The organism is uncultured Aquitalea sp. (assembly GCF_945957525.1).
In the GTDB taxonomy this organism is placed as follows: domain Bacteria; phylum Pseudomonadota; class Gammaproteobacteria; order Burkholderiales; family Chromobacteriaceae; genus Aquitalea.
Genome location: NZ_CAMFLA010000027.1, coordinates 15,090 through 39,566, shown reverse-complemented (window position 1 = coordinate 39,566; position 24,477 = coordinate 15,090). Strand labels below are relative to the sequence as shown.

Sequence of the window (24,477 nt, the reverse complement as noted above, 5' to 3'; positions counted from 1 at the left end):
CATGCCCTTCCCGCCTCTCAACCCGCCCCTGCGCGACTGGCCCGGCCAGCGGGTATGGCTTGTCGGCGCCTCCAGCGGCATTGGCGCCGCGCTGGCCAGACACCTGCTCGACAAGGGCGCCGAGGTAGTGCTGTCCGCCCGCCGGCAAACCTCGCTCATGCAGGTGGCCGACGCTCATCCCCGCGCGCTCATCCTGCCGCACGATGTCACCAGCCCCGACTCCTGGCGCCAATGCTGGACGCAACTGAGCGAGCTGCATCGTCTACCGGATCTCATTGTCTTCTGCGCCGCCGACTACCGGCCCGAGCAAAGCTGGCAACTGCGGCATGAGCAGGTTCGGCAAACCCTGGACACCAATCTGGCCGGCGTGTACTTCGGCCTGGAAACCATGCTGCCGGATTTGATGGCGCGCCGCGCCGGCGGTATTGCCCTGGTGGCCAGCGTGGCCGGCTACATCGGTCTGCCCGGCGCCAGCGTTTACGGGCCAAGCAAGGCGGCGCTGATCAACCTGGCCGAACTGCTGCATGCGGAACTGAAACGCCACGGTCTGAGCGTGTACCTGATCAACCCCGGTTTTGTCGCCACCCGCCTCACCGCGCTCAATGACTTCGCCATGCCAGGCATCATCAGCCCCGACCAAGCCGCCGCCAGCATCGTGCGCGGAATGGAGCGCGGCTGTTTTGAAATCCACTTTCCTCGCAGGTTTACGCTATGGATCAAGCTGATCGCGATGCTGCCCTACCGTCTGAGACTGCCGCTGCTGCGCCATCTGGCGCGGACCTGAGGCAGCGTCTGGCGGAGCTGGCCGACTGGTACGCCCATCTGAGCTCGGACACGCTGGTGGACATTGGCTATTTCTACGCGGCAACAGCCAGTTTCAAGGACCCCTTCAATACCGTGCACAGCAGGGAAGGCATTGCCGACGTATTCCGCCACATGTTCCAGACGCTCGAGCAGCCGGTATTCGTCATCCGCGAGCAATTGCTGGATGGCGATCAGGCCTTCATCACCTGGGACTTCCGCTTTTGCAAGACGGGCAAGGCGTATGCCTTGCATGGTGGCAGCCACTTGCGCTTCAATGCGCGCGGCAAGGTCACCCGGCACCGCGACTACTGGGACTCAGCCGAAGAGCTGCTGCACAAGCTGCCGCTGATCGGCCCGCCACTGCGTCTGCTGCGTCGCATGCTGTCGGTGCGCGACGAGGGCCCGTCCACATGAAAACCGGCTTCAAGGGCAATAAATCCGCCCTGCCCGCCAAACCTTGCGCAGCCTGCGGCAAACCCATGAGCTGGCGACGCAAGTGGGCGCAGTGCTGGGATGACGTGAAATACTGTTCGGAACGCTGCCGCCGGCAGCGCTGACCTCATGCGCACCCTGCTCTACTGTTTCCGCGACGATCTGCGCCTGCATGACAACCCGGCCTTGCAGGCGGCCTGCGCGTCGGCCGACCGCCTGCTGCCTGTGTGGCTGACGCCAACGCCGGCCGACACCGCCTGGGGCTTTGCCCGCATCGGCACGCGCCGGAGCGCATTTCGCGCCAGCGCCGCCATTGCATTGGACGCCGCCCTGCGTCGACAGGGCAGCCGGCTGATCGTGCGCCAAGGCTCGATGGCGCAGGCCCTGCCGGCGTTGGCGGCCGCCGCCAATGCCGATGCCATCTACTGCGAAGACATCGCCACGCCGGAAGAAGCCGCCGACCTGCAGGCCTTGCGCGCCCAGGGCTGGGCTGTCCGCAGCCATTGGCAAGCAACACTGTTTGCGCCGGATGCCTTGCCGTGGGCGCCACAGGATCTGCCCGATGTGTTCACCACCTTTCGGCAAACCCTCGCGCGCGCAGGAGCAACCCCTGCGCCGCCCCTGCCGACACCCAACCTGCCGCCCCTACCAGAGCAGGCCGAGGCCATGGCAAGCGCCAGACTCGACAGCCCTACCGAGCAGGCTGACCCACGCTCCAGTTTCCCCTTTCCCCGTACCGGCTTCCTTGGCGGCGAGGACGCTGCCATGGCGCACCTGGCGCAATATCTGGCGCGCGGGCTACCCCACAGCTACAAGACCACCCGCAACGGACTGAGCGGCATCGACTATTCCAGCAAGCTGTCGCCCTGGTTTGCCTGCGGCGCGCTATCGCCACGCCTGGTATTGCAACAGCTCAGAGCATTCGAAGCCGTACACGGTGCCAGCGCCAGCAGTGACTGGCTCTGGTTTGAGTTGCTGTGGCGAGACTATTTCAAGCTGTTGCAACTCAAATACGGCAAACAGCTGTACCGCGCCGGCGGGCTGCCGGGCAAAGCACCGCCACCGCACGACGAGGAGGCCTTCCGGCGCTGGCGGCGCGGCGATACCGGGCAGGCGCTGGTGGATGCCGGCATGCGCGAGCTGGCCGCCACCGCTTATCTGGGCAATCGCATGCGCCAGATCGTGGCCAGTTATCTGATCCATGATCTGCAATGTGATTGGCGAGCCGGTGCGGCCTGGTTCGAATCCGCGTTGATCGACTACGATTGCAGCCTCAATCACGGCAACTGGCTCTACATCGCTGGCCTGGGTACCGACCCGCGCGGCGGCCGACGCTTCAACCCGGACAAGCAGGCTGCCGAATACGATGCCGACGGCGCTTACCGCGCCTTGTGGAGCGCTGCATGACCGAGCTGCGGCTGATACTGGGCGACCAGCTCAACCCGCGGCACAGCTGGTTTGCCGAACAGCGCGACGACGTGGTTTACCTGATGCTGGAACTGCGTCAGGAAACCGGCTACGTGCTGCATCACGCACAAAAGCTGTTGGCGGTGCTGGCGGCCATGCGCGACTTTGCCGGCAAGCTGAAAGCCGCAGGCCACCGGCTGCGTTATGTGGCGATTGATCACCCATCTAATCGCGGCTCGCTGGAAGACAATCTGGATGCGCTGCTGCGTCACTATCAAGCCCGCGCGTTTTGCTGGCAGCTGCCGGACGAGTGGCGGCTGGATCAGCAGCTGCGCGCCTGGGCGGCGCGACAGACCATTCCCTGCAAGGCGGTGGACAGTGAGCATTTCTATACCCGCCGCCACGAGGCCGGCCAGTTGTTTGCCGGCAAACAGCAGTGGCGCATGGAAACCTTCTACCGGCAGATGCGCAAGCTGCACGGCGTGTTGCTGGAGAACGGCGGCAGGCCGGCGGGCGGCAAATGGAATTTCGACCAGGACAACCGCAAGCCGTGGCGAGGCGACCCGCCGCCACCGGCCGATATGCGCCCCAGTCACGATCACCGCGCGCTGTGGCAAACCCTGCAGGCCGCCGGCGTCGACGCCTTCGGCCAACCTTGCGCCGATGCGCTGCGCTGGCCCTTGAACCGAGAGGAAGCGCTAAGCCAGCTCGCGGATTTCATCCAGCAGGCGCTGCCCCGGTTTGGCGACTATCAGGACGCCATGCACACCACGCAGCCGCGACTGTTCCACTCGCTGCTCTCTTTCGCGCTCAACACCAAGATGCTGTCGCCGCACGAGGTGGTGACCGCCGCCGAGCAAGCCTGGCGGGCCGGCAGCGCACCGCTGGCGGCCGTGGAAGGCTTTGTGCGCCAGATTCTCGGCTGGCGCGAATACGTGCGCGGGGTGTACTGGGCGCGCATGCCGGACTACGCGCAAAGCAATGTGCTCCGGCATCACCGCCCCCTGCCCGGCTGGTTCTGGCATGGCCGCACCGGCATGCGCTGCCTGGCTCACGCCATAGGCCAATCACTGAGCGATGCCTACGCCCACCATATCCAGCGGCTGATGGTGATCGGCAATTTCTCCCTGCTGGCCGGTTTGTCGCCGCAGGCGCTGCATGAATGGTATCTGGGCGTGTACATCGATGCCTTCGAATGGGTGGAACTGCCCAATACCCTGGGCATGAGTCAGTTTGCCGATGGCGGCCTGCTGGCCAGCAAGCCTTATGTTTCCGGCCATGCCTACCTGCACCGCATGAGCGATTACTGCGGCGACTGCCGCTACCGACGCGAGGCGCGTCATGGCGCGGACGCTTGTCCGTTCAATGCCCTGTATTGGGACTTCTTCCGTCGTCAGCGCGACCTGCTGGAGGGCAACCCTCGACTGGGGCTGGTCTACAAACAGCTGGCGCAGATGAGCGAAGCAGAACAAAGCGCCCTGGCCGACAGCGCCGCAAACATCCTGCAACGGCTGGAAACCCTGTAAACCTCTTGACCAAGGAAACCACCATGCGTCTGCCCAGATTGTCCCGTCTCCTGCTCATAGGCTGCGGCTTGCTGCTGTCCGCCTGCTCCACCCTGCCGCCGCCGGGCATCACACCGGTTAGCGGTTTTGATTTGCAGCGCTACAGCGGCAAGTGGTATGAAATCGCCCGCCTGGACCACAGTTTCGAGCGTGGCCTGAGCGATGTCAGCGCCAGTTATACGCCGCAAGCGGACGGCAGCGTCCGCGTCATCAATCGCGGTCATGACGGCGAAACCGGTCGCTGGAAACAGGCGGAAGGCAAGGCACTGTTCAACGGCGACCCGCACAGCGCCTCGCTGAAAGTATCCTTCTTCGGCCCCTTCTACGGCGGCTACCACGTCGTGGCGCTCGATCCGGATTACCGCTGGTCCATGGTGGCGGGCAACGACCATTCCTATCTCTGGATTCTGGCGCGGGAAAAACGCTTGCCGGATGAGGTGGTGGCCCGGCTGTTGATGCAGGCGCGGCAACTGGGCTTTGACACCGACCAGCTGATTCGCGTCGGCCAGACCCGCAGCGACGGCTGAGCCATGGGCGTCAAACTCAATCCACGCAAGCTGCTGTTGAGCAAATGGACCGCGCTGCAGCCGCAAAACAAGGAAAAACACTTTCTGGTGGTGCGGTTGTTGCAGCCTGAAGACCCGCAAGCACCCATTACCGAAGTGGAGTTGGAAGCGGTCTATAGCCGACGCAGCCGCATCATCCCCTGGAAAACGCTGACCGACGCCGAACGCTGGCGGCAAGGCTGGCATTGATACTCGCACTTTAAAACCGGAACCCCATGAGCAAATCCATCGCCATTATCGGCGCCGGCATCGCCGGCCTTTCCTGTGCCGCCGCCCTGCGCGACGCCGGCCATCATGTCGTCGTGTTCGATAAAAGCCGCGGGCTGGGCGGACGCCTGTGCACGCGTCGCGGCCCGGACTGGCAGGCCGATCACGGCGCGCAGTACTTTACCGCCCGCCACCCGGACTTCCAGCGGCAAGTGCTGCACTGGCTGGACGCCGGTGCCATCGCCGTCTGGCAGACCCTCCCTGCTGTGCTGGGCGACAGCCGCGTCCCCGCACATGACGCCCCGCTGCGCTATGTCGGCGTGCCGGGCATGTCCGCACCGGCCAAAGCCCTGGCGACCGGACTGGAGGTTCACACCGCCCACACCATCAAGGCCTTGACCCGTGAAACCGGTGGCTGGCGACTGGCCAGCGCGGAGCACGGCTTGCTGCCGGGCCTCTATGCGCAAGTGTTGGTGGCGACGCCTTCGCCGCAAGCAGCCGCCCTGCTGAAGGAAGCCTGTCCAGCGCTGTCCGCGCTGGCCGCAGCCCACAGCATGTTGCCATGCTGGACGGTCATGGCGCAGCCGGCAGCACCGGCCTCACTCGGCTTCGATGCTGCCTTCGTCAATGCGGGCCCACTGCGCTGGCTGGCCCGCAACAACAGCAAACCGGGTCGCAGCGGGCTCGAATGCTGGGTATTGCAAGCCAATGCAGCATGGAGCGCCGAACATCTTGAAGATGATGCGGACACCGTGGCGCACGCTCTGCTGGCGGCCTTCGGCCAACTCGGCGGCCCTCCCGCCGCCGTCTTCAGTGCGCATCGCTGGCGCTATGCGGATTGCAATGCCACCGACACCGGTAGCGCCTGGAGCTCGGAGCTGGGTATTGGCCTGTGCGGAGACTGGCTGCATGGCGGCAAAGTGGAAGGCGCCTGGCTCAGCGGCCGGCACTTGGCCAATCAAGCGATGGAGCGGGCAGCAAAGTGAGCTACGGCGTGGTCTGGTTCAAACGCGACCTGCGTCTGCACGACCATGCCGCATTGACGGCAGCCAGCATCGATGGGCGTCTGCTGTGTCTCTACATCATCGAGCCAGACCTGTGGCGGCAAGCCGACGCCTCCAGCCAGCACTACCATTTCATGCTGGAATGCTTGCAAGATCTGTCCGACTCGCTGGCGCATCGCGGCGGCAAGCTGCTGGTCCGCATCGGCGAACCCGTTGCCGTGCTGGAACAACTCCACCGCGCAGCGCCGTTCACCGCGCTCTACTCGCATGAAGAAACCGGCAACGGTTTTACCTTTGAACGGGACAAAGCCGTGGCGCGCTGGTGCCTGCGGCGCGGTGTAGTCTGGCGCGAATATCCACAAACCGGCGTCATCCGTAGGCTGACCAATCGCGATGGCTGGGCAGCGCGCTGGGAAAGCTTTGTCGCGCAGCCCTGCCTGCCGGCACCGTCACTGAGCGGCATTCCTTTGCCGCAGCCCTCGCAAACCTGGCCCACGGCCGAAGAGCTAGGTGTGTTTCCCTTCAACCCGCCAGCGCGGCAACTCGGCGGACGACGACGCGCCATCGCGGTGCTGCGGGATTTTCTCGAACAGCGCAGCGCACAGTACCGTGGCGGCATTTCCTCTCCACTCTCCGCACCCACAGCCTGCTCGCGCCTGTCGCCCTACCTGGCCGCCGGCTGCCTCAGCCTGCGGGAAATCGTGCAGGCCACCCGTCGCCAGATGGCGCGTTTGCCGAAGGAAAACACCCGCCAGCGCAAAGGCCTGCAAGCCTTTATCAGCCGCCTGCACTGGCATTGCCATTTCATGCAGAAGCTGGAATCCGAGCCGGAGATCGAATGGCGCAATATGCATCGCGGCTACGACGGCTTGCGCGAGAACGAACACAACGAAGCGCAGCTCGCCGCCCTGATGGCGGGACGCACCGGCTGGCCGCTGGTGGATGCCTGCGTGGCCATGCTCAACCACACCGGCTGGCTCAACTTCCGCATGCGGGCCATGCTGGTTTCCGTGGCGGCCTATCCCCTGTGGCTGCACTGGCGGCCGGTTGGTCTGTGGCTGGCGCGCGCCTTTCTGGACTACGAGCCCGGTATTCACTGGAGTCAGTTGCAAATGCAGTCCGGCACCACCGGCATCAACGCCACCCGTGTCTACAACCCGGTCAAGCAGGCGATGGACCATGACCCGCAGGGTCGCTTTGTTAGGCGCTGGCTGCCGGCGCTGCGACAAGTGCCGGATGTCTGGCTGTTCGAGCCCTGGAAAATGCCGGATGAGCTTCGCCAACGCTACGGGCTGGACCAGGCAGGCTGGCCGGCCAAGCCGCCGGTGGAGCTGGAAAGCGCCACGCGCGCGGCCAAGCAAAGACTGCATGGCTTGCGCAAGCAGCCTGCTGTTCGGGCCGGCAAAGCCGCTGTTGTGAATCGCCATGGATCGCGGCAAGCCGTCCCGGCAGCACGGCGAGGCAACGCCGCGACGGCATTCCAACAGCAATTGGGCCTGCCGCTAGCCGATGACTAGCCCCTTGCCTGCGCCGGCAGGCCGATATCCACGACTGACTGCGACTGGCTTTCATGGCCTGCCCTAACGGCTGCTGCGGCGATGAGTTCCTGCTGGTTGTTCAATCCAGGCCGGCATTTCATTAAACCTGGCAGGCAATTTTCCTGAATTGGCCTTTCCCCATTGTGTAGACGCTATCGCTGAAAACCTCTGGCCGAAGCGAGAAACTGGCGCTCACGCAGATGTTCATAACTTTATGCTATTGCATTGATTGCAATAATCAATTGAAACTGAGGCAAGCTTTGGGTTTTTATTTGACCTGTCACAAATAGGCCCATTTAAAAAACCATCATTGTGAGGGCAATGAAACCCATGCCCGATCAGTCAATATTAATGCGCGCCCGTTGAATCAACCCCTATTCGGGCGCAAATCCATTCATAAAAACACCGTGAGGCATGGGTGCCGTCATTTTTCCACCGTGGGACATTATGATGAAACTCGTGAAAGCACTTGGCCTTGTTCTTCCGCTTTTATTGGCGTCCGGCGTCAGCCTGGCCGCGCCATCCATTCAAAGCGAGCCCATTCAACCCATTCCCAAAGCGGTTGTCAAAAACCCCGCACTGGTGGAATTGGGCAAAAAACTGTTTTTTGAACCGCGCCTATCCAAATCCGGCTTTATTTCCTGCAATTCCTGTCACAATTTATCCACCGGCGGCAGCGACAATCTGCCCTCCTCAATTGGCGACCATTGGCAGCAAGGCCCCATACGCTCGCCATCGGTATTGAATTCCAGCATGAACGTGGCCCAATTCTGGGATGGCCGCGCCAAATCTCTGGAAGAGCAGGCCAGCGGCCCGATCGCTAACCCCAAGGAAATGGCTTCCAATCACGTACTGGCGCTGGATGTATTGCGTTCCATCCCGCAGTACGTGAATGAGTTCGATAAAGTGTTTGGCAGTAAAAGTATCAGCATGGAAGACGTTACCCGCGCCATCGCCGCTTTTGAAGAAACCCTGGTCACGCCGGACGCGCGTTTCGATCAATGGTTGAAGGGCGACAAGAAAGCACTGTCGGCGCAGGAAGTACGCGGCTATCAAACCTTCAAGACCGCCGGTTGCGTCGCTTGTCACAATGGACCGGCAGTGGGCGGCAACTCCTTCCAGAAGATGGGCCTGGTTGCGCCGTATCAAACCAGCAATCCGGCGCAAGGGCGCATTGGCGTGACAGGCAAGGACGCTGACCGCATGACGTTCAAAGTGCCCTCGCTGCGCAACGTGGCTTTGCGCGCGCCTTACTTCCATGATGCCGGCGCGCCCACGCTGGAAGCCGCTGTCGCCACCATGGGCAAACTGCAACTGGGCAGAGAGTTCAGTCAGCAAGAAGTGGGCGATATTGTCGCCTTCCTGAACACACTCACCGGCAAGCAGCCGCAAATCGTGCTGCCCATCCTGCCACCCTCCAGCAACAAAACGCCCAAACCCACTCCGTTCAACTGATTGTCCGCCCAGACAAATGAGCAAACGCAACAGGCCTGCCGCATGGCAGGCCTGTTTTCTGCGGAATGCTGCTCAGGACAAGCGCCCCTTGCCCACAGCGCGGGCTAGTGCTTGTTGTTGTCCTCATTGCGGAAGAACACTCGACTGGTTTCAATCAGGCCGCGCGCGTTGGCGTCCAGCCTGTGCCCCTCCTCCTTGCCGCCGCTGATGCCGTCCGCACGCTCCAACAGGGTGGCAAAGTCGTCGGCGTAATCGCCTTCGGCCAACCTTTCAAGAATGCCGGCTTTTTCCAGCTTGCTTTGCACTCGTTCGTTCGCCTCGCACAACATCACGCGCACGCCGCGTTTCTGCAGTTTGACGATGGCTTCTTCCAGCGTCTGTATGCCGGTGATATCGGTGAAAGGCACGCGCCGCAAGCGCAGGATGAGAATGTCCGGGTCGGTATGCGTCTGCAGCAAGGCCCGTTCAAAGTTTTCCACTGCGCCAAAGAAAAACGGGCCGTCGATTTCATAAACCAGCACACCGGGCGGCAGGCTGAACAGGCCCTGGCTGAACAGCTCCAGTTTCAAGGCCTGATCGCTCAGTTGCTGCACTTCCACCGATTCGGTCATGCGCCGCATGAACTGCAGGATGGCCAGGGTGACGCCGATGTTCACAGCCAGCACCAGATCGGTGAACACCGTCAGGAAAAAGGTAATCAGCAAAATGGCCACATCGGCTCTGGGCGCGCGCCGCAGCATATGCGCAAAGTGACCCAGCTCGCTCATGTTGTAGGCCACGACAAAAAGAATAGCCGACAACACCGCCAGCGGAATATTGGCGGCCAGTGGCGCAAGAAACAAAATGATGCACAATAGCGCCGCCGCATGCACGATGCCGGCCAGCGGGCTGGTGCCGCCATTGCGGATATTGGTGGCGGTACGGGCGATGGCGCCGGTGGCGGCGAAGCCGCCCAGCAACGGCGCGGCGATATTGGCCAGCCCCTGCCCGATCAGTTCCTGATTGGAGTCATGCTTGGTGCCCGCCATACCGTCCGCCACCACGGCGGACAGCAGGGATTCAATCGCCCCCAGCATGGCGATGGCGAAGGCCGGGCCGATCAGCTCCACGACCTGCGTCATGCTCACGCTAGGCAAGGCGGGCTTCGGCAAACCACCAGGAATGCCGCCAAAGGTGCTGCCGATGGTGGCGACGCCGTCAAAATGAAAAAGAGATTGCACCAATGTGGCTGCCAGCATGGCCACCAGCGGGCCGGGCGCCTTGCACAGATAAGGAATGCGCGGCGTCAGCAGCACCAGCGCCAGGCTGAAAACAGCCAGTGCGGTGGTGGCCAGGTGCAGATGTGGCAGCGCCTCCAGCAAATGCCAGAATTTTTCGTGGAAGTGCAGGCCGCCAACCGCTGGCAAACCGAAGAAGTCCTTCCACTGCCCCACAAAGATGATGACACCGATGCCGGCGGTGAAGCCGACAATGACCGGGTCCGGAATGAATTTGATCACGCCCCCCATCCGGGCCGCGCCCATGCACAGCAGGATGATGCCCGCCATCAGGGTGGCCAGCTGCAAACCACTGATGCCGTATTTGAGCGTGATGCCGGAAAGAATGGCGATAAAGGCGCCGGTAGGCCCGGCAATTTGCAGCCGGCTGCCGCCAAAAAGGGACACAAACAGTCCGCCGATAATGGCCGTGTACAGGCCCTGTTCCGGCCGCGCGCCGGAGGCAATGGCGAAAGCCATCGACAAGGGCAGCGCCACCACGCCCACCACGATGCCCGCCGTGATGTTGCCCGCCCAGTTGTCCCGGCGGAACAAACCCGCGCGCTGCGCTTCCAGAAAAGCAATCACTCCCGCCCCCTTCTGATGATCACAAACCCAAGCAGATGCTTGTTTCTTTATCAATCATAGTGCCATGACGGCTGTCAGGGTCAACCACCCGTCCCGTCTTGTTTGATCCAGCCGCGTCAGTCGGCGCAGCCCTTCGCGGCCAAATCAGGAATACCGCGCCGGGAAAACGGTTTGACAGGGCGATTGCCGGCGGGCCTGACGGCAGCCTTGCACAATAAAAAAAGGGTGGCTTGCGCCACCGACAAGGCAGCCCCCTACCCTGTCGGTTTCTGTTTTCCTCCTTTGCTCTAGGCCGGATAATATGCCGGCCGTTTTTTGCCAGCTCCGCCGGCAAATGAAAAGCCACCGACAAGCGATGGCTTTTTCGCAATGCCTGCCTGTTTCACATGAGGCAGTGCTGCTTAGACCCAGGCTCTGCTCAATGCGGCTGGATCTGGTCGAACACGCCGCCATCGTCAAAGTGGGTCTTCTGCGCGCGCGCCCAGCCGCCAAACAGCTGCTCCACAGTAAACAGCTTCACCTTGCTGAAACGGTCGGCGTAACGGGCCGCTACTTTAGGATCGCGCGGGCGGTAGTAATGGCGGGCGGCCAGCTCCTGCGCCTCGGGCGTGTACAGGTTTTTCAGATAGGCCTCGGCCACCTTGCGCGTGCCCTTGCGGTCCACCACCTTGTCCACCACGCTCACCGGCGGCTCAGCCAGAATGGAAACGGACGGCGTCACGATGTCGTATTTGTCCGGCCCCAGCTCTTTGGTGGCCAGAAAAGCTTCGTTTTCCCATGAGATCAGCACATCGCCGATATTGCGCTGGGTGAAGGTAATCAGCGAACCGCGCGCGCCGGAATCCAGCACCTTGACGTTGCCGTACAGCCGCTTGACGAAATCTTGCGCCTTGGCTTCATTGCCGCCGGGCTGCTTCAGCGCGTAACCCCAGGCCGCCAGATAGTTCCAGCGCGCCCCGCCGCCGGTTTTCGGATTGGGGGTAACGATTTCCACACCAGGTTTGGCCAGGTCGCCCCAGTCGCGTATGCCTTTCGGATTGCCCTTGCGCACCAGAAACACAATGGTGGAAGAGTACGGCGAGGCGTGGTTCGGCAAACGTTGCTGCCATTTGGGATCGATCAGCCCCGCTTTGTTGCTGATTTCATCAATGTCCAGCCCCAGCGCCAGCGTCACCACATCGGCGTCCAGACCATCTATCACCGAGCGGGCCTGCTTGCCGCTGCCACCGTGCGATTGCTTGATGGTGACGGTCTCGCCGGTCTTGCTTTTCCAGTATTTGGCAAATTGGGCGTTGTAATCCTGATAAAACTCGCGGGTGGGGTCGTAGGACACGTTCAGCAGTGTGACATCAGCCAGAGCCAGTCCGGCGTTTCCCAGCAAAACGCCGGCGATAAGCGCCAATCGCGCGATCGGTTTCATGAAACATCCTCAGACAAACGGTAGAAAAGCCGAATCTAATCGTCGCCCCGTCGCGACCCAACCAAGAAAATGCGCAAAGCTTATTCGGTTTGCCCTGCAGCAGAGCCCGAATAGCCAAACGCCGCACGCTGCGGTGAGCGCGCGGCGTGTTTGTTTGCCGCTCAACATTCAACGCCGGAGTTCAGTCCGCTTGCGCCGGCGCGATGATGTCGCCAGCAGCCTCCGGTCCATGCTCCAGATAAGCGGAAACGCGCTCGCCCCAGCGCTCAAACGGGTAGTAATCCCAAATGGCGTGGTGCTGGGTGGCCCAGTTGTCCCACAGCAACAGTTGGTTTGTCTGCCAACGGATGCGCGCCTGGAAGGATTGGTGTTTTTCAATGTGCTGGTACAAGGCCGCCAGTACCTTGTCGCTCTCGGCGCGAGTCAGCTGGACGATGTGCGAGGTAAACGCCTCGTTGACGAAGAGGAATTTACGCCCGGTCACCGGGTGGCGCGCCACCACCGGATGCACGGCGGCGTTGAATATCTGGCCATCCTTGGGCTGCGCCCCATAACCATTGCTCCAACCCTCGCGTCCGTCGTGCACCGCGCTCAGCCCTTCCAGGAAGCGCTGAAACGGCGTGGACAATGATTCAAAGGCCAGATAGAGATTCGCGAAAGCGGTATCCCCGCCGCCGACTTCCGGCAAGCGCGTTACCCGCAGCAAGGAAGCCCAGATGGGATGCGGATCGCAAGAGACATCGTTGTGCCATGCGTCGCCGGCGGTGTAACGCGTGGTGCGACCGGTTTGCCAACCCAGGATTTCCGGGTCGCCGCTGCGCGCAGTCAGCGCGGTGCTGTCACCCAGCACATGCTGATGCAGTTTGCCGAAGCGGCGGCCAAACGCCTTATGCGCTTCGCGATCCAGTTTTTGATCGGGAAAAGTCAGCACCAGGTAATCCGACAATGCCTGGCGCACTTCGGCAAACTGCTCGTCCGACAAGGGCGCGGACAGATCCAGCCCGCGAATCTCCGCGCCCAGCGCGGGAGAAATCGGCCTGGCGTCAAAATGCTTGAAACTGGCGCGCTCGCGACGATTCCAGTTTTCGATGGCCAGTTTGTCGTTGTAGTCCTGATAGAAGCTCATGTCGGTTCCTGTAGGCAGAGTAAGGCGGATTTCGCAGCACGGCGAATAACCACTAAATTATTGTGGATACTAGCCCTGCGCCTTTCCCTAGCGAACCATCAATTCCTGCAAAGCTTATGCGGTTTTCCAGGCTGGTAGGCCCACAGTCTTGTTATTCCAAAAGCAGATTAAGAAAGCCGTTTTTCTTGTTTATCGGGAATAACAACAGCTTGGTATAGTCGCCCCAAGTCGCCGCAACAGCGACCAGAAACGCCTGTAAAACCCGCTTTTCGCATGGCAAAAAGGCCTTTGCGAACACGGTTGGCAACTCTGAAAAATCACGACAAAACCAGCCTGGAGTACACAATGAAACGCGCCACCATTGCTTTGCTGATCGCCCTGATACCCGCCCTGGCAGCTGCCGAGGATCTCGCCAAAATCAAATCCGCCGGCGTTATCCGCGTAGGCACCGAAGGCACATACGCGCCGTTTACCTACCATGACGCCAGCGGCAAGCTGGTGGGCTTCGATGTGGAAATCGCCCAGGCCGTCGCCGCCAAGCTGGGGGTCAAAGCGGAATTCATCGAAGGCAAATGGGATGGCCTGATTGCCGGCCTGGACGCCAACCGTTATGACGCGGTGGCCAACGAAGTGTCCATTACCGAGGCGCGCAAGGCCAAGTACGATTTCTCCAGCCCCTATATCGCCTCCAAGGCGGCGCTGATCGTGCGCGGCGACAATACCGCCATCAAGACCTTCGCCGATCTCAAAGGCAAGAAATCCGCCAACACACTGACCAGCAACTTCGGCAAACTAGCGCAATCTTTCGGCGCGGAAATCGTGCCTGTACAAGGTTTTAATGATTCGCTGGAACTGCTGGCCTCCGGCCGCGTGGACGCCACCATCAACGACAGCCTGTCCTTCCTCGACTACAAGAAGCATCAGCCCAATTCCAAATTGAAGATCGCCGCCACGGAAAAGGACGCCGACTTCTCCGGCATCATTTTCCGCAAGGGCAACCCGCAGTTGCAGGCCGCCATCAACAAGGCGCTGGCCGATATCAAGGCGGACGGCAGCTATCAGAAGATTTCTTTCAAGTACTTCGGCGAAGACGTTTCCCGCTAAGCGTCGCCGGCAAAACCTGCGTTGCACCGACAATCCCTGTCGGCGCGAGCTCGCCCATACTGCCCCGCGCCGCGGGGCAGTTGCTTTCCACTTGCTCCAGCCTGATAAATGAGAAATCGCCATGCCTGACTGGCTGAAACTGATGTGGGAGTCGCTGCCTCCCCTGTTATACGCGGGACTGGTATTCACCGTGCCGCTCACTTTGCTGTCTTTCGCCTTTGGCTTGACGCTGGGCTTTGTTACTGCGCTGGCCCGTCTTTACGGCCCCAGGGCGCTGGCCGACGGCTTCCGCTTCTACGTGTGGCTGATCCGCGGCACGCCCTTGCTGGTACAACTGTTCCTGATTTTTTATGGTTTGCCGAAGGCCGGCATCGTGTTCGATCCACTGCCCGCCGCCGTCCTTGGTTTTTCCCTGAACGTGGGCGCCTACACCTCGGAAGTGATCCGCGCCGCCTTGCTGGCGGTGCCGCGCGGCCAATGGGAAGCGGCCTACTCCATCGGCCTGACATGGGCTCAGGCCATGCGTCGCACCATTCTGCCGCAAGCCAGCCGCGTGGCGGTGCCGCCGCTGGCCAACTCCTTCATTTCGCTGATCAAGGACACCTCGCTGGCGGCGGTGCTGACCGTGCCGGAAATATTCCAGGCCGCGCAGCGCATTGCCTCGGTCACCTATGAGCCATTGATCCTCTATACGGAAACGGCATTGATTTATCTGGTATTCAGCTCGGTATTGTCCGCCGGCCAGCAGAAGCTGGAACAACGCTTCGGCCAACATCTGTCCGAGCCGAAGGAGCAGCCATGATTCAACTGAACCATATCGACAAGCGCTTCGGTCAGCATCAAGTGCTGAGCGATGTTTCGCTGACGGTGCCCCAAGGACGGGTCACTGCGCTGATCGGCCCCTCCGGCAGCGGCAAGAGCACCCTGCTTCGTTGCGTCAATCTGCTGGAAACCCCCACCGCCGGCACGGTGGCGGTGGGCGACGCCAAGCTCACGTTCAGCCCTGACAGCCCTCCGCCCAGCCGGCAAGATATACATGCACTGCGCCTGCAAACCGGCATGGTGTTTCAGAATTTCCAGTTGTTCCCGCATCGCACCGCGCTGGAAAACGTCATGGAGGGCTTGCTGGTAGTCCGCAAGTGGTCACGGGATCAGGCCGCCGCCCGGGCACTGGAACTGCTGCAGCAGGTGGGGCTGGCGCACAAGGCCGATGCCTGGCCGGGAACGCTGTCGGGCGGACAGCAACAACGCGTGGCGATCGCCCGCGCGCTGGCCCAATCGCCCAGCCTGCTGCTGTGCGATGAGCCCACCTCGGCGCTGGACCCGGAGCTGGCCAGCGAGGTGGTGGCCGTACTGCGCGATCTGGCCGCAAACAGGATGACCATGCTGATCGCCACTCACGACTTGCGACTAGCGGCCACCTTGGCCGATACGGTGGTATTTCTGGAAGATGGCCGCATCGTAGAGCACGGCGACAGCCGCGAGCTATTCCTGCAGCCGCGCAACCCGCGCACCGCCAGCTATGTGGCCACCCTGCAGGAAGGCTTGCCGGAGGGGTGGCGACAATAACGCCCCTGTCCTCTGCGCGGCGAGGGTCGGCCTGGTTCGCTGGCCCTTGTCATTTTCACTAAATCGATAATGTTATGAAATCATATTGATTCCGGCCAAACCAGGCCGCTTCTACACTGGTTTCTCCAAACGGCAGGCCGGGCTCTCCCGCCCGCCTCGCCCGACAACAACAGGAGAATCGCGTGGAAGCTCGCTTGAAAACCCTCACTCTGGCGGCATTGCTGGCCGTCCCCTTGCTGGCGCACGCCACCGACGGCTATTTCCAGCATGGTTACGGCGTCAAATCGCAAGGCGCTGGCGGCGTGGGCATCGCCTACTCGCAGGACGGCCTGGCCGGCGCCACAAACCCGGCCGGCGCCGCCTTTCTGGAAGACCGCATCGATGCCGGCATCACCTGGTTTTCGCCCCAGCGCGAAACCACCATCACTGCTCCCAACCCTACAGCCGGTCAGTACAACGGCAATGGCAAGAGCAACTTTTACCTGCCGGAACTGGGCCTGATCAAACGCCTGTCGCCCGACCTCGCGCTCGGCCTCGCCATCTACGGCAATGGCGGCATGAACACCCAGTACGACAAAGGCTTGCCCCTGTTCGGCCGCGGTCAGGCCGGCGTCAATCTGGAACAGCTGTTCATCACCCCCTCCATTTCCTACAAGCTCAATGAACAGCACTCGCTGGGTCTGGCGCTCAACTATGCCTATCAGCGCTTCTCCGCCGACGGCCTGCAAAATTTCGATAACGCCAACTTCTCCACCAGTCCCGGCAATGTCACCAACAAGGGTAGCGACAGCTCCAGCGGCTGGGGCGTGCGGCTGGGCTGGCAGGGTGATGTGCTGCCCAATCTGCGACTGGGCCTCACCTGGGCATCCAAAATCCACGCCGGCAAGTTTGAAAAGTACAAGGGGCTGTTTGCCGACAGCGGCAGCTTTGACATCCCGGCCAGCTACGGCGCCGGCCTCGCGTTCAAGGCCAGCGACAGCCTGACGCTGGCGGCGGATGTCGAGCGCATCCTCTACGGCGACGTTGCCAGCATCAACAACCCGTTGTCCAACATCGGCAATGGGCTTGGCGCGGCCGGCGGCGCGGGGTTCGGCTGGCAAAACGTGACGGTGTACAAGCTGGGCGTGATTTATCAAGCTACGCCGGAGCTGACCTTGCGCGCGGGCTACAACCACTCCAGCCAGCCCATTCCCGCCAGCCAGACCTTGTTCAACATTCTGGCGCCGGGCGTGATCCAGAACCACCTGTCTCTGGGCGCCACTTACCAGACCAGCGGCAACGGCGAACTGAGCGTGGCATACACCCACGGCTTCCGGCAAAAGGTATCCGGATCCTCATCCATCCCGGCTTCCTTTGGCGGCGGCGAAGCCAACATCCAGCTGCAGGAAAACATCCTCGGCATCGCTTACGGCTGGAAGTTCTAAGCAGGCCCGCCGGCGCGGATTGCTGTTTTCGACTTGGGCACCCCGCCACGGGTGCTTTTTGCCGGGCCCGGAGCCGTGTGGAAGCAAGCGCCCCGGGCCCAGCCATCACACCACCTGCCGCCGGTTTCCCGCTACGTGCCGCCCAGGCCAGCCTCAGGCGGCGGCAGACATCCAGGCAGGCTGTGCCTCTGCGTTCGCACAGAGCCGCGAATCCGGTATAGTTATGGCCATCGTCTTCATTTGCCTGCACTTCTGGCCCAGTGAAAGTAAAACGGGGTACAAAAGGGGGTATCAAAACACTAGAAAGCCGACAGCCTCTAGTTAAATCAAGGGTTTAACACGATTATGCTTTTGATGATCGACAACTACGACTCTTTCACCTATAACCTGGTGCAGTATTTCGGCGAACTGGGACAGGAAGTGAAGGTGTTCCGCAATGATGAGATTACGCTGCAAGACATCGAACGCCTTGCGCCGCAATACTTGGTGGTCTCTCCCGGCCCTTGTTCGCCGAACGAAGCCGGCATTTCCGTGCCCGCCATCAAGCACTTTGCCGGCAAGCTCCCCATCATGGGCGTATGCCTCGGCCACCAGAGCATCGGCCAGGCTTTCGGCGGCAATATCATTCACGCCAAGCAATTGATGCACGGCAAGGTGTCGCCGGTATCGCACCACAATGTCGGAATGTTCCGCGACATTCCCAATCCGGTAACCTGCACCCGCTACCATTCGCTGGTGATCGAGCGCGAAACCCTGCCAGACTGTCTTGACATCACCGCCTGGACCGACGATGGCGAGATCATGGGTGTTCGACACAAGACACTGCCAATCGAGGGCGTGCAATTCCACCCCGAATCGATCCTGACCCAGCATGGCCACAAGATGCTGGACAACTTCCTTAAAGAATTCGCCTGAGCGCCTTCGGCCAACCTTGCGCCGGAACGCCCGCCCTACCTCAGGAAAGCTGAATGCTGACTCCCCAGGCCGCTCTCAACCGTCTGATTGACGGCAATGAACTGTTCTTCGACGAAATGCTGGAGCTGATGCGCCAGATCATGCGCGGCGAGCTGACGCCGGCGCAGACAGCCGCCATTCTTATCGGCCTGCGCACCAAGGTGGAAAGCGTGTCGGAGATTGCCGCCGCCGCCACTGTGATGCGCGAATTCGCCACCCATGTGCCGGTACAAAAGCGCGAGCATCTGATCGACACCTGCGGCACCGGCGGCGACAAGTCGCACACCTTCAACATCTCCACCACCTCGGCCTTCGTCGCCGCGGCGGCCGGCGCGCGCGTGGCCAAGCATGGCGGGCGATCGGTGTCGTCCAGCTCCGGCAGTGCCGACGTGCTGGAACTGCTGGGCGTCAACCTGAACCTGACGCCCGAGCAGGTAGGCCGCTGCATCGATGAAATCGGCGTCGGCTTCATGTTCGCGCCCAATCATCACAGCGCCATGAAGCATGTGGCCCCCATCCGCAAGGAACTGGGCGCGCGCACCATCTTCAATATTCTCGGCCCGCTGACCAACCCGGCAGACGCCGATCACCAAGTGATGGGCGTGTTTCACCCCGATCTGGTGGGCATTCAGTCCCGCGTGCTCAAGCAACTGGGCAGCAAGCACGTAATGATTGTGCACGGCAAGGACGGGCTGGACGAGATCACCCTTGGCGCCATTACCATGGTGGCCGAGCTGAAAAACGGCTACATCGAAGAGTTCGAACTGGACCCACGCGACTACGGTTTCCAGATTGCTGAGCTGAAAACTATCCAGGCCGACTCCGCCGCCGCCTCTCGCGATGTGCTGCTGTCCGTGCTGGACAACCAGCCCGGCCCGGCACAGGATATTGTTTTGCTCAACGCTGGCGCGGCCATCTACACCGCCGACATCGCCGGCACACTGCGCGACGGCATCGCCATGGCGCGCGAAGCGCTGGCCTCGGGCCAGGCACGCGCCAAGCTGGATCAGCTGATCCGGCTAAGCCAGTCGATGGCAAGCCATTGAACACAGGGGCCGGTCAAGACCGGCCTTGTCATTTCTCCTAGCAAGATACCCAAAGCCATGAGCACTCTTTCCAAAGACATCTTCAAGGCCTACGACATCCGCGGCGTGGTGGGCAATACCCTTACCGAAGACGCCGCCCGCCTGATTGGCCAGGCCATCGGCTCCGAAGCCCTTGCCCGCAAGGTGAAGCGCGTTGTGATCGGTCGCGACGGCCGCCTGTCCGGCCCCGCCCTCTGCGAAGCTCTGGGCGAGGGCCTGCGCGCCGCCGGCGTCGACGTCATCGATGTCGGCCGCGTCGCCACACCCATGCTGTACTTTGCCGCCCACGAGCTGGGCACCCTGTCCGGGGTAATGGTGACCGGCAGCCACAATCCGCCGGATTACAACGGCTTCAAGATGATGCTGGCCGGCGACACGCTGGCCGGCGAAGACATCCAGGCCCTGTATCAGCGCATCGTCAATGGCGATCTGGCTCAGGGAGAAGGCGGCTACGACACCCACGACATCGCCGAGTCCTACATCAACCGCATCACCTCCGACATCAAACTGGATCGCCCGATGAACATCGTGGTGGACTGCGGCAACGGCGTGCCGGGCGCTTTCGCTCCCGTGCTGTTCCGCCGGCTGGGTTGCCGCGTGCGCGAGCTGTTCTGCGAGGTGGACGGCACCTTCCCCAACCACCATCCCGACCCGGCCAAACCGGAAAACCTGCAAGACGTGATCGAGGCGCTGGCGAAGACCGACTCGGAAATAGGCCTGGCCTTCGACGGCGACGGCGACCGCCTGGGCGTGGTAACCAAGGACGGCAACATCATCTGGCCGGACCGCCAGTTGATGCTGTTTGCCGCGGATGTGCTGGAGCGCAATCGCGGCGCCAAGGTGATCTACGACGTCAAATCCACCCGCCTGCTCAAGCCCTGGATCAAGGAAAACGGCGGCAAGCCGGTGATGTGCCGCACCGGCCACAGTTTCATCAAGGCCAAGATCAAGGAAACCGGCGCGCTGGTGGCTGGCGAGATGAGCGGTCACGTGTTCTTCAAGGAACGCTGGTACGGCTTTGACGACGGCATGTACGCTGGCGCGCGCCTGCTAGAAGTGCTGTCGCGCGTGGAAGACCCCAGCGAGCTACTTAATGCGCTGCCCAACGCCGTCTCCACGCCGGAACTCAACCTCAAGATGGAAAAGGAAGGCGACAACCACGCGCTGATCGCCCGCCTGCAGGAAACCGCCAGCTTTGACGGCGCGGAAGAAGTCAACACGATGGACGGCTTGCGCGTGGAGTACGCCGACGGCTTCGGCCTGGCGCGCGCCTCCAACACCACGCCAGTGATCGTGCTGCGCTTTGAGGCCGACAACGAAGCCGCGCTGGAGCGCATCAAGAGCGACTTCCGCCGCGTGCTGGCTGCCGCCACCAGCGCGGCGCTGCCGTTCTGACCCGCCTCTTCGCAAGGCGTCGCAACACCCGAACCTGATTTGGAGCCGCTGACAAAATCTCATAGCCACCCCTAGCCAATGCGCGCCGGCGCGGGCCGTGCGCAAAGCACGACAAGAAGGCGCATGGCGGGAGCAGAGTTTTGCAAGCGGATCTTGAACCGGACCCATCGGGCACAAGGTGATACCCTGTGCCCGTTTGCTTTGATAAGGATGCGCCATGTACGCACAAGCCGCCGACACTTTCACCACCGTACGCGATCTGCTGCGCTTCGCCGTTTCGCGTTTCAACGATGCCGGCCTGACCTTTGGCCACGGCACCGACAATGCCCATGACGAAGCCGCCTACCTCATCCTCAGCACGCTGAAACTGCCCATCGACCGGCTGGAACCCTATCTGGACGCCCGTCTGCTGCCCACCGAGGTCAAAGACGTGGTGGATCTCATCGAGCGTCGCGCCGAAGAGCGCGTGCCGGTGGCCTACCTCACTCACGAAGCCTGGCAGGGCGACTTCAGCTTCTACGTGGATGAGCGCGTGCTGGTGCCGCGCTCCTTCATCCACGAACTCTTGGGCGAGCCGCTGTCGCCGTGGATCGAACACCCCGAGCTGGTGCACCGCGCGCTGGATTTGTGCACCGGCTCCGGCTGCCTGGCCATCCAGCTGGCGCATCACTATCCGGATGCCGAGGTGGACGCCGTGGACATCTCGCTGGACGCGCTGGAAGTGGCGGCCATCAATGTGCAGAACTACGGCCTGGAAGAACAGGTGCAGCTGATCCATACCGACTTGTTCGAAGGCCTGGAAGACAAGTACGACTTGATCATCTCCAATCCGCCCTATGTCGATGCGGAATCGGTAGACGCGTTGCCGCAGGAATACCTGCACGAACCGGAACTGGCGCTGGGTTCCGGCGAAGACGGCCTGGATGCCACCCGCGAAATCCTGCGCCAGGCCGCAGACCGCCTGAACGACGGCGGCGTGCTGCTGGTGGAGATTGGCCACAACCGCGACATGCTGGAAGAGTGCTTCCCCAGCCTGCCCTTCACCTGGCTGGAAACCGCCAGCGGCGACGGCTTCGTTTTCCTGCTGACACGCGAAGAGCTGGTAGCCGGACTGGCTGCCGACAACTAAGAGCGACTCACACAAGCCTGTGTCGCGCACCGACACAGGCGGTGCATGCAGTACGCCAAGATAGCGCAACGCAGGATCTGCAGTTTTGTCAGCGGGTCCACGCGGCGCGCCAGTCCGAAAAAGCCTTCGGCCAACCTGTTGTAAAGGTTGGCCGAAGGCTTTTATGCGCGGGCGATTCAGAGCGGCTGACAACAATCAGCATCCCGACTGAGCCAAGGCGCGCCGACACAGGCAACACATGCAGGCGCACGCAGCATCAGGAGCGCTATTGGCCGCGCTCAGTGATTGAGGCCGTAATTCCAGACCAGCATGCTGCTGGTAAACACCATCACCAGACCGATGATGATATCCAGCGCCCGCCAGCTGCCCGGCTTCTTGAACCAAGGCGCCAGCTTGCCGGCAAAGAAGCCAATGCCGGCGAACCAGCAGATGGACGCCGTGATGCTGCCAAGAATGAAGGACGGCGCGGCATGACTGCCGTATACCGACGCCACGCTGCCGATCAGGATCACCGTATCCAGCCAAACGTAAGGGTTGAGCAGCGTCACCACCAGAATGGTGCGAATGGCGCGCTGCCGATCGCGCTCCACGCTGCCTTCCAGTTGCATGCCGCCGGCGCTCCACGCCGCCCGGAACGACTTGATGCCCAGCCACAGCAAAAAGGCCGCACCCAGCCAGGTCACTACGCGAATGAAGCCCGGAATGCCGGCAATCACCTGCCCCATGCCCAGCACGCCGGCACTGATCAGCAACACATCGGCCACGATGCAGATCAGCACGATGGGCAGGATATGGCTGCGGCCGATGCCTTGCCGCAATACATAGGCGTTTTGCGGGCCGATGCCCACGATCTGGCTGGTGGACAGCCCCAGCGCAGCCAAATACACATTGAAATTGAACATGGCGAACTCCTTGTTGCCTGTCAGGCTAAGGCCATTCGCATAACAAGTAAAACTGATAATTTTTATGTATCATCATTTTTACTAATAAAGCCAATGGAAGTGCCATGCTGGACCCACGCCACCTGCAAGCCCTGTCCGCCGTACTGGAAACCGGCGGTTTCGACAAGGCCGCGCGCAAGCTGTTTCTCACCCAGTCCGCCATCTCGCAACGCATTCGTCAGTTGGAGGAGCAACTGGGGCAACCCGTCCTCACCCGCACCTCTCCGGTGGACGCCACCGCCGCCGGACGCAAACTGCTGCAACATTATCGTCAGCTATCGCTGATGGAGGGAGAGCTGATGTCGGCGCTGGGGCCGGAGTCGGCGGAGCAGGCCTTCACCACGCTGGCGGTGGGCGTCAACAACGACAGCATGGCCACCTGGTTTCTGGAAGCCGCCGCGCCGGTAATCCGTTCGCGCCGCTTGCTGCTGGACATCGCCATGGACGATCAGGACTACACCCATGAGCTGATGCGCAGCGGCCACGTGGCCGGCTGCGTCGGCACCAAGCCTACGCCGATACAGGGCGGTGAATGCCACTTTCTTGGCAGCATGCGCTACCTGTGCCTGGCCACGCCGGGGTTTGCCGAAGACTACTTCCCGCAAGGCGTCAACGCCGACGCCCTATCGCGCGCACCGGCGATTGTGTTCAGCCGCAAGGACGACCTGCACCACCAGTTCCTGCAACAGGAAACCGGTTATGACGGCCCCTATCCCCATTTTCTGCTGCCCACGCCGCAGGGCTTTGTCGAAGCCACCCGGCTTGGCCTAGCCTACAGCCTGCTGCCGGAATTGATGATAGGCGACGACCTGCAGCAAGGCCGGCTGGTAGATCTGCTGCCCGGCCGTTACGTGGACTTGCCCTTGTGGTGGCACCACTGGCGCGTGGAGTCCTCGCTGGCGCGCGAGTTGGCAGAAGCGCTGGTGCGCTATGGGAAAACCCATCTGCAACAAGGTCTTGCCGCACCCTCGCGCGGCGGCGATTGACAGCCGGAGACAGCCGGCGCAAGATCACGCCCCGCCCACAAGGAGCCTTGCATGACAACGCCCCTCACTCCCACGCCCGAACAATGGGCGCAACTCGAGCGCGCCGCCCGTCTGGCGGCCAAGCGCGCCTACGTACCCTACAGCCGCTTTGCCGTGGGCGCCGCCATTCTGGATAGCCAGGGCGGCATCCACCCGGGCTGCAATGTGGAAAACGCGTCTTACGGCCTAGGCAACTGCGCCGAACGCACCGCCATTTACTCGGCCCGCGTGCTGCACGACCTGCAGGAAATCATCTCCGTGGTGGTGTACACCCCCACCGCCCGCGCTACCACGCCTTGTGGCGCATGCCGTCAGGTGCTCAATGAATTCGGCCCGGCCATGGCCGTGCGCTGCGTCTGCGATGGCGACGAGGTGATAGAGACCACGCTGGACCAGCTATTGCCGCACGCCTTTGGCCCGAAAAACCTGACCGACGCCGCCGGCTGACACGCCCAGCAGCTCAGCCATAAAAAAACGGAAGCC

General features: G+C 61.9%; 24 protein-coding genes. 20 read left to right on the top strand and 4 right to left on the bottom strand.

Annotated elements, in window-relative coordinates; all coding sequences use genetic code 11:
- The first annotated feature begins 1 nt into the window (after position 1).
- The 10 genes from Q0P52_RS18355 (at position 2) to Q0P52_RS18310 (ending at position 8,978) form a co-directional block, all read left to right on the top strand.
- Complete coding sequence (locus tag Q0P52_RS18355; protein WP_293765948.1) at positions 2-784, top strand: SDR family NAD(P)-dependent oxidoreductase; 783 nt, start codon at positions 2-4, stop codon at positions 782-784.
- A complete protein-coding gene (locus Q0P52_RS18350) occupies positions 712-1,218 on the top strand; it encodes a nuclear transport factor 2 family protein (protein WP_293765949.1) in 507 nt (168 codons plus the stop codon). The genes Q0P52_RS18355 and Q0P52_RS18350 overlap by 73 nt, the downstream gene beginning before the upstream one ends.
- Positions 1,215-1,361 (top strand): DUF2256 domain-containing protein, encoded by a 147-nt coding sequence (locus tag Q0P52_RS18345; RefSeq protein WP_293765950.1) that lies wholly within the window; start codon positions 1,215-1,217, stop codon positions 1,359-1,361. Before Q0P52_RS18350 ends, Q0P52_RS18345 begins: the two co-directional genes overlap by 4 nt.
- 4 nt (positions 1,362-1,365) lie before the next feature.
- On the top strand, positions 1,366-2,643 hold the full coding sequence (locus Q0P52_RS18340; RefSeq protein WP_293765951.1) for a DASH family cryptochrome: 1,278 nt from the start codon (positions 1,366-1,368) through the stop codon (positions 2,641-2,643).
- Positions 2,640-4,169: a cryptochrome/photolyase family protein gene (locus Q0P52_RS18335; protein ID WP_293765952.1), complete on the top strand. Its 1,530-nt coding sequence runs from the start codon at positions 2,640-2,642 to the stop codon at positions 4,167-4,169. The genes Q0P52_RS18340 and Q0P52_RS18335 overlap by 4 nt, the downstream gene beginning before the upstream one ends.
- A 23-nt stretch (positions 4,170-4,192) precedes the next feature.
- Positions 4,193-4,735: a lipocalin family protein gene (locus tag Q0P52_RS18330; RefSeq protein ID WP_293765953.1), complete on the top strand. Its 543-nt coding sequence runs from the start codon at positions 4,193-4,195 to the stop codon at positions 4,733-4,735.
- Between the two features lie 3 nt (positions 4,736-4,738).
- Entirely contained in the window at positions 4,739-4,963 is a 225-nt protein-coding gene (locus Q0P52_RS18325) for a TIGR02450 family Trp-rich protein (protein ID WP_293813792.1), read from the top strand.
- A gap of 26 nt (positions 4,964-4,989) precedes the next feature.
- Positions 4,990-5,967, top strand: a complete 978-nt coding sequence (locus Q0P52_RS18320) for an FAD-dependent oxidoreductase (protein ID WP_293765955.1) — start codon at positions 4,990-4,992, stop codon at positions 5,965-5,967.
- The gene (locus Q0P52_RS18315; protein ID WP_293765956.1) at positions 5,964-7,502 is read left to right on the top strand and encodes an FAD-binding domain-containing protein; all 1,539 of its coding nucleotides are present in this window, start codon (positions 5,964-5,966) and stop codon (positions 7,500-7,502) included. Before Q0P52_RS18320 ends, Q0P52_RS18315 begins: the two co-directional genes overlap by 4 nt.
- A gap of 435 nt (positions 7,503-7,937) precedes the next feature.
- Positions 7,938-8,978, top strand: a complete 1,041-nt coding sequence (locus Q0P52_RS18310) for a cytochrome-c peroxidase (RefSeq protein ID WP_366062707.1) — start codon at positions 7,938-7,940, stop codon at positions 8,976-8,978.
- Between the two features lie 104 nt (positions 8,979-9,082).
- On the opposite strand, the gene Q0P52_RS18305 is transcribed toward Q0P52_RS18310, so the two are convergent.
- From Q0P52_RS18305 to Q0P52_RS18295, 3 genes are all read right to left on the bottom strand, one after another.
- On the bottom strand, positions 9,083-10,822 hold the full coding sequence (locus tag Q0P52_RS18305) for a SulP family inorganic anion transporter (RefSeq protein ID WP_293765958.1): 1,740 nt from the start codon (positions 10,820-10,822) through the stop codon (positions 9,083-9,085).
- A gap of 418 nt (positions 10,823-11,240) precedes the next feature.
- Complete coding sequence (locus tag Q0P52_RS18300; protein ID WP_293765959.1) at positions 11,241-12,242, bottom strand: sulfate ABC transporter substrate-binding protein; 1,002 nt, start codon at positions 12,240-12,242, stop codon at positions 11,241-11,243.
- A gap of 181 nt (positions 12,243-12,423) precedes the next feature.
- Complete coding sequence (locus tag Q0P52_RS18295) at positions 12,424-13,368, bottom strand: TauD/TfdA family dioxygenase (RefSeq protein ID WP_293765960.1); 945 nt, start codon at positions 13,366-13,368, stop codon at positions 12,424-12,426.
- A gap of 345 nt (positions 13,369-13,713) precedes the next feature.
- Between Q0P52_RS18295 and Q0P52_RS18290 the strand changes: the two genes are divergently transcribed.
- From Q0P52_RS18290 to prmB, 8 genes are all read left to right on the top strand, one after another.
- The gene (locus Q0P52_RS18290) at positions 13,714-14,472 is read left to right on the top strand and encodes an amino acid ABC transporter substrate-binding protein (protein WP_293765961.1); all 759 of its coding nucleotides are present in this window, start codon (positions 13,714-13,716) and stop codon (positions 14,470-14,472) included.
- Positions 14,473-14,593: 121 nt separating this feature from the next.
- Complete coding sequence (locus Q0P52_RS18285) at positions 14,594-15,274, top strand: amino acid ABC transporter permease (protein ID WP_293765962.1); 681 nt, start codon at positions 14,594-14,596, stop codon at positions 15,272-15,274.
- Entirely contained in the window at positions 15,271-16,041 is a 771-nt protein-coding gene (locus Q0P52_RS18280; protein ID WP_293765963.1) for an amino acid ABC transporter ATP-binding protein, read from the top strand. Before Q0P52_RS18285 ends, Q0P52_RS18280 begins: the two co-directional genes overlap by 4 nt.
- 182 nt (positions 16,042-16,223) lie before the next feature.
- Positions 16,224-17,465, top strand: a complete 1,242-nt coding sequence (locus tag Q0P52_RS18275) for an outer membrane protein transport protein (protein ID WP_293765964.1) — start codon at positions 16,224-16,226, stop codon at positions 17,463-17,465.
- Positions 17,466-17,810: 345 nt separating this feature from the next.
- Positions 17,811-18,380, top strand: a complete 570-nt coding sequence (gene pabA / locus Q0P52_RS18270) for an aminodeoxychorismate/anthranilate synthase component II (RefSeq protein WP_293765965.1) — start codon at positions 17,811-17,813, stop codon at positions 18,378-18,380.
- A gap of 53 nt (positions 18,381-18,433) precedes the next feature.
- Positions 18,434-19,465, top strand: a complete 1,032-nt coding sequence (gene trpD, locus Q0P52_RS18265) for an anthranilate phosphoribosyltransferase (protein WP_293765966.1) — start codon at positions 18,434-18,436, stop codon at positions 19,463-19,465.
- A 57-nt stretch (positions 19,466-19,522) separates the two neighbouring features.
- Complete coding sequence (locus Q0P52_RS18260; RefSeq protein WP_293765967.1) at positions 19,523-20,899, top strand: phosphomannomutase/phosphoglucomutase; 1,377 nt, start codon at positions 19,523-19,525, stop codon at positions 20,897-20,899.
- A 217-nt stretch (positions 20,900-21,116) separates the two neighbouring features.
- Positions 21,117-22,028: a 50S ribosomal protein L3 N(5)-glutamine methyltransferase gene (gene prmB / locus Q0P52_RS18255; RefSeq protein WP_293765968.1), complete on the top strand. Its 912-nt coding sequence runs from the start codon at positions 21,117-21,119 to the stop codon at positions 22,026-22,028.
- Positions 22,029-22,306: 278 nt separating this feature from the next.
- On the opposite strand, the gene Q0P52_RS18250 is transcribed toward prmB, so the two are convergent.
- Positions 22,307-22,930, bottom strand: a complete 624-nt coding sequence (locus Q0P52_RS18250) for a LysE/ArgO family amino acid transporter (protein ID WP_293765969.1) — start codon at positions 22,928-22,930, stop codon at positions 22,307-22,309.
- A gap of 104 nt (positions 22,931-23,034) precedes the next feature.
- On the opposite strand from Q0P52_RS18250, the gene Q0P52_RS18245 reads away from it, so the two are divergent.
- Positions 23,035-23,955, top strand: a complete 921-nt coding sequence (locus Q0P52_RS18245; protein WP_293765970.1) for a LysR family transcriptional regulator ArgP — start codon at positions 23,035-23,037, stop codon at positions 23,953-23,955.
- Positions 23,956-24,006: 51 nt separating this feature from the next.
- The gene (locus tag Q0P52_RS18240) at positions 24,007-24,441 is read left to right on the top strand and encodes a cytidine deaminase (RefSeq protein WP_293765971.1); all 435 of its coding nucleotides are present in this window, start codon (positions 24,007-24,009) and stop codon (positions 24,439-24,441) included.
- The last annotated feature ends 36 nt before the right edge of the window (positions 24,442-24,477 follow it).

What these genes read in the sequence shown, in the direction of transcription:
- Q0P52_RS18355 (WP_293765948.1), top strand. Translation starts at nt 2, where the DNA reads ATGCCCTTCCCGCCTCTCAACCCGCCCCTGCGCGACTGGCCCGGCCAG.
- Q0P52_RS18350 (WP_293765949.1), top strand. Translation starts at nt 712, where the DNA reads ATGGATCAAGCTGATCGCGATGCTGCCCTACCGTCTGAGACTGCCGCT.
- Q0P52_RS18345 (WP_293765950.1), top strand. Translation starts at nt 1,215, where the DNA reads ATGAAAACCGGCTTCAAGGGCAATAAATCCGCCCTGCCCGCCAAACCT.
- Q0P52_RS18340 (WP_293765951.1), top strand. Translation starts at nt 1,366, where the DNA reads ATGCGCACCCTGCTCTACTGTTTCCGCGACGATCTGCGCCTGCATGAC.
- Q0P52_RS18335 (WP_293765952.1), top strand. Translation starts at nt 2,640, where the DNA reads ATGACCGAGCTGCGGCTGATACTGGGCGACCAGCTCAACCCGCGGCAC.
- Q0P52_RS18330 (WP_293765953.1), top strand. Translation starts at nt 4,193, where the DNA reads ATGCGTCTGCCCAGATTGTCCCGTCTCCTGCTCATAGGCTGCGGCTTG.
- Q0P52_RS18325 (WP_293813792.1), top strand. Translation starts at nt 4,739, where the DNA reads ATGGGCGTCAAACTCAATCCACGCAAGCTGCTGTTGAGCAAATGGACC.
- Q0P52_RS18320 (WP_293765955.1), top strand. Translation starts at nt 4,990, where the DNA reads ATGAGCAAATCCATCGCCATTATCGGCGCCGGCATCGCCGGCCTTTCC.
- Q0P52_RS18310 (WP_366062707.1), top strand. Translation starts at nt 7,938, where the DNA reads ATGGGTGCCGTCATTTTTCCACCGTGGGACATTATGATGAAACTCGTG.
- Q0P52_RS18300 (WP_293765959.1), bottom strand. Translation starts at nt 12,242, where the DNA reads ATGAAACCGATCGCGCGATTGGCGCTTATCGCCGGCGTTTTGCTGGGA.
- Q0P52_RS18295 (WP_293765960.1), bottom strand. Translation starts at nt 13,368, where the DNA reads ATGAGCTTCTATCAGGACTACAACGACAAACTGGCCATCGAAAACTGG.
- Q0P52_RS18290 (WP_293765961.1), top strand. Translation starts at nt 13,714, where the DNA reads ATGAAACGCGCCACCATTGCTTTGCTGATCGCCCTGATACCCGCCCTG.
- Q0P52_RS18285 (WP_293765962.1), top strand. Translation starts at nt 14,594, where the DNA reads ATGCCTGACTGGCTGAAACTGATGTGGGAGTCGCTGCCTCCCCTGTTA.
- Q0P52_RS18280 (WP_293765963.1), top strand. Translation starts at nt 15,271, where the DNA reads ATGATTCAACTGAACCATATCGACAAGCGCTTCGGTCAGCATCAAGTG.
- pabA (WP_293765965.1), top strand. Translation starts at nt 17,811, where the DNA reads ATGCTTTTGATGATCGACAACTACGACTCTTTCACCTATAACCTGGTG.
- trpD (WP_293765966.1), top strand. Translation starts at nt 18,434, where the DNA reads ATGCTGACTCCCCAGGCCGCTCTCAACCGTCTGATTGACGGCAATGAA.
- Q0P52_RS18260 (WP_293765967.1), top strand. Translation starts at nt 19,523, where the DNA reads ATGAGCACTCTTTCCAAAGACATCTTCAAGGCCTACGACATCCGCGGC.
- prmB (WP_293765968.1), top strand. Translation starts at nt 21,117, where the DNA reads ATGTACGCACAAGCCGCCGACACTTTCACCACCGTACGCGATCTGCTG.
- Q0P52_RS18250 (WP_293765969.1), bottom strand. Translation starts at nt 22,930, where the DNA reads ATGTTCAATTTCAATGTGTATTTGGCTGCGCTGGGGCTGTCCACCAGC.
- Q0P52_RS18245 (WP_293765970.1), top strand. Translation starts at nt 23,035, where the DNA reads ATGCTGGACCCACGCCACCTGCAAGCCCTGTCCGCCGTACTGGAAACC.
- Q0P52_RS18240 (WP_293765971.1), top strand. Translation starts at nt 24,007, where the DNA reads ATGACAACGCCCCTCACTCCCACGCCCGAACAATGGGCGCAACTCGAG.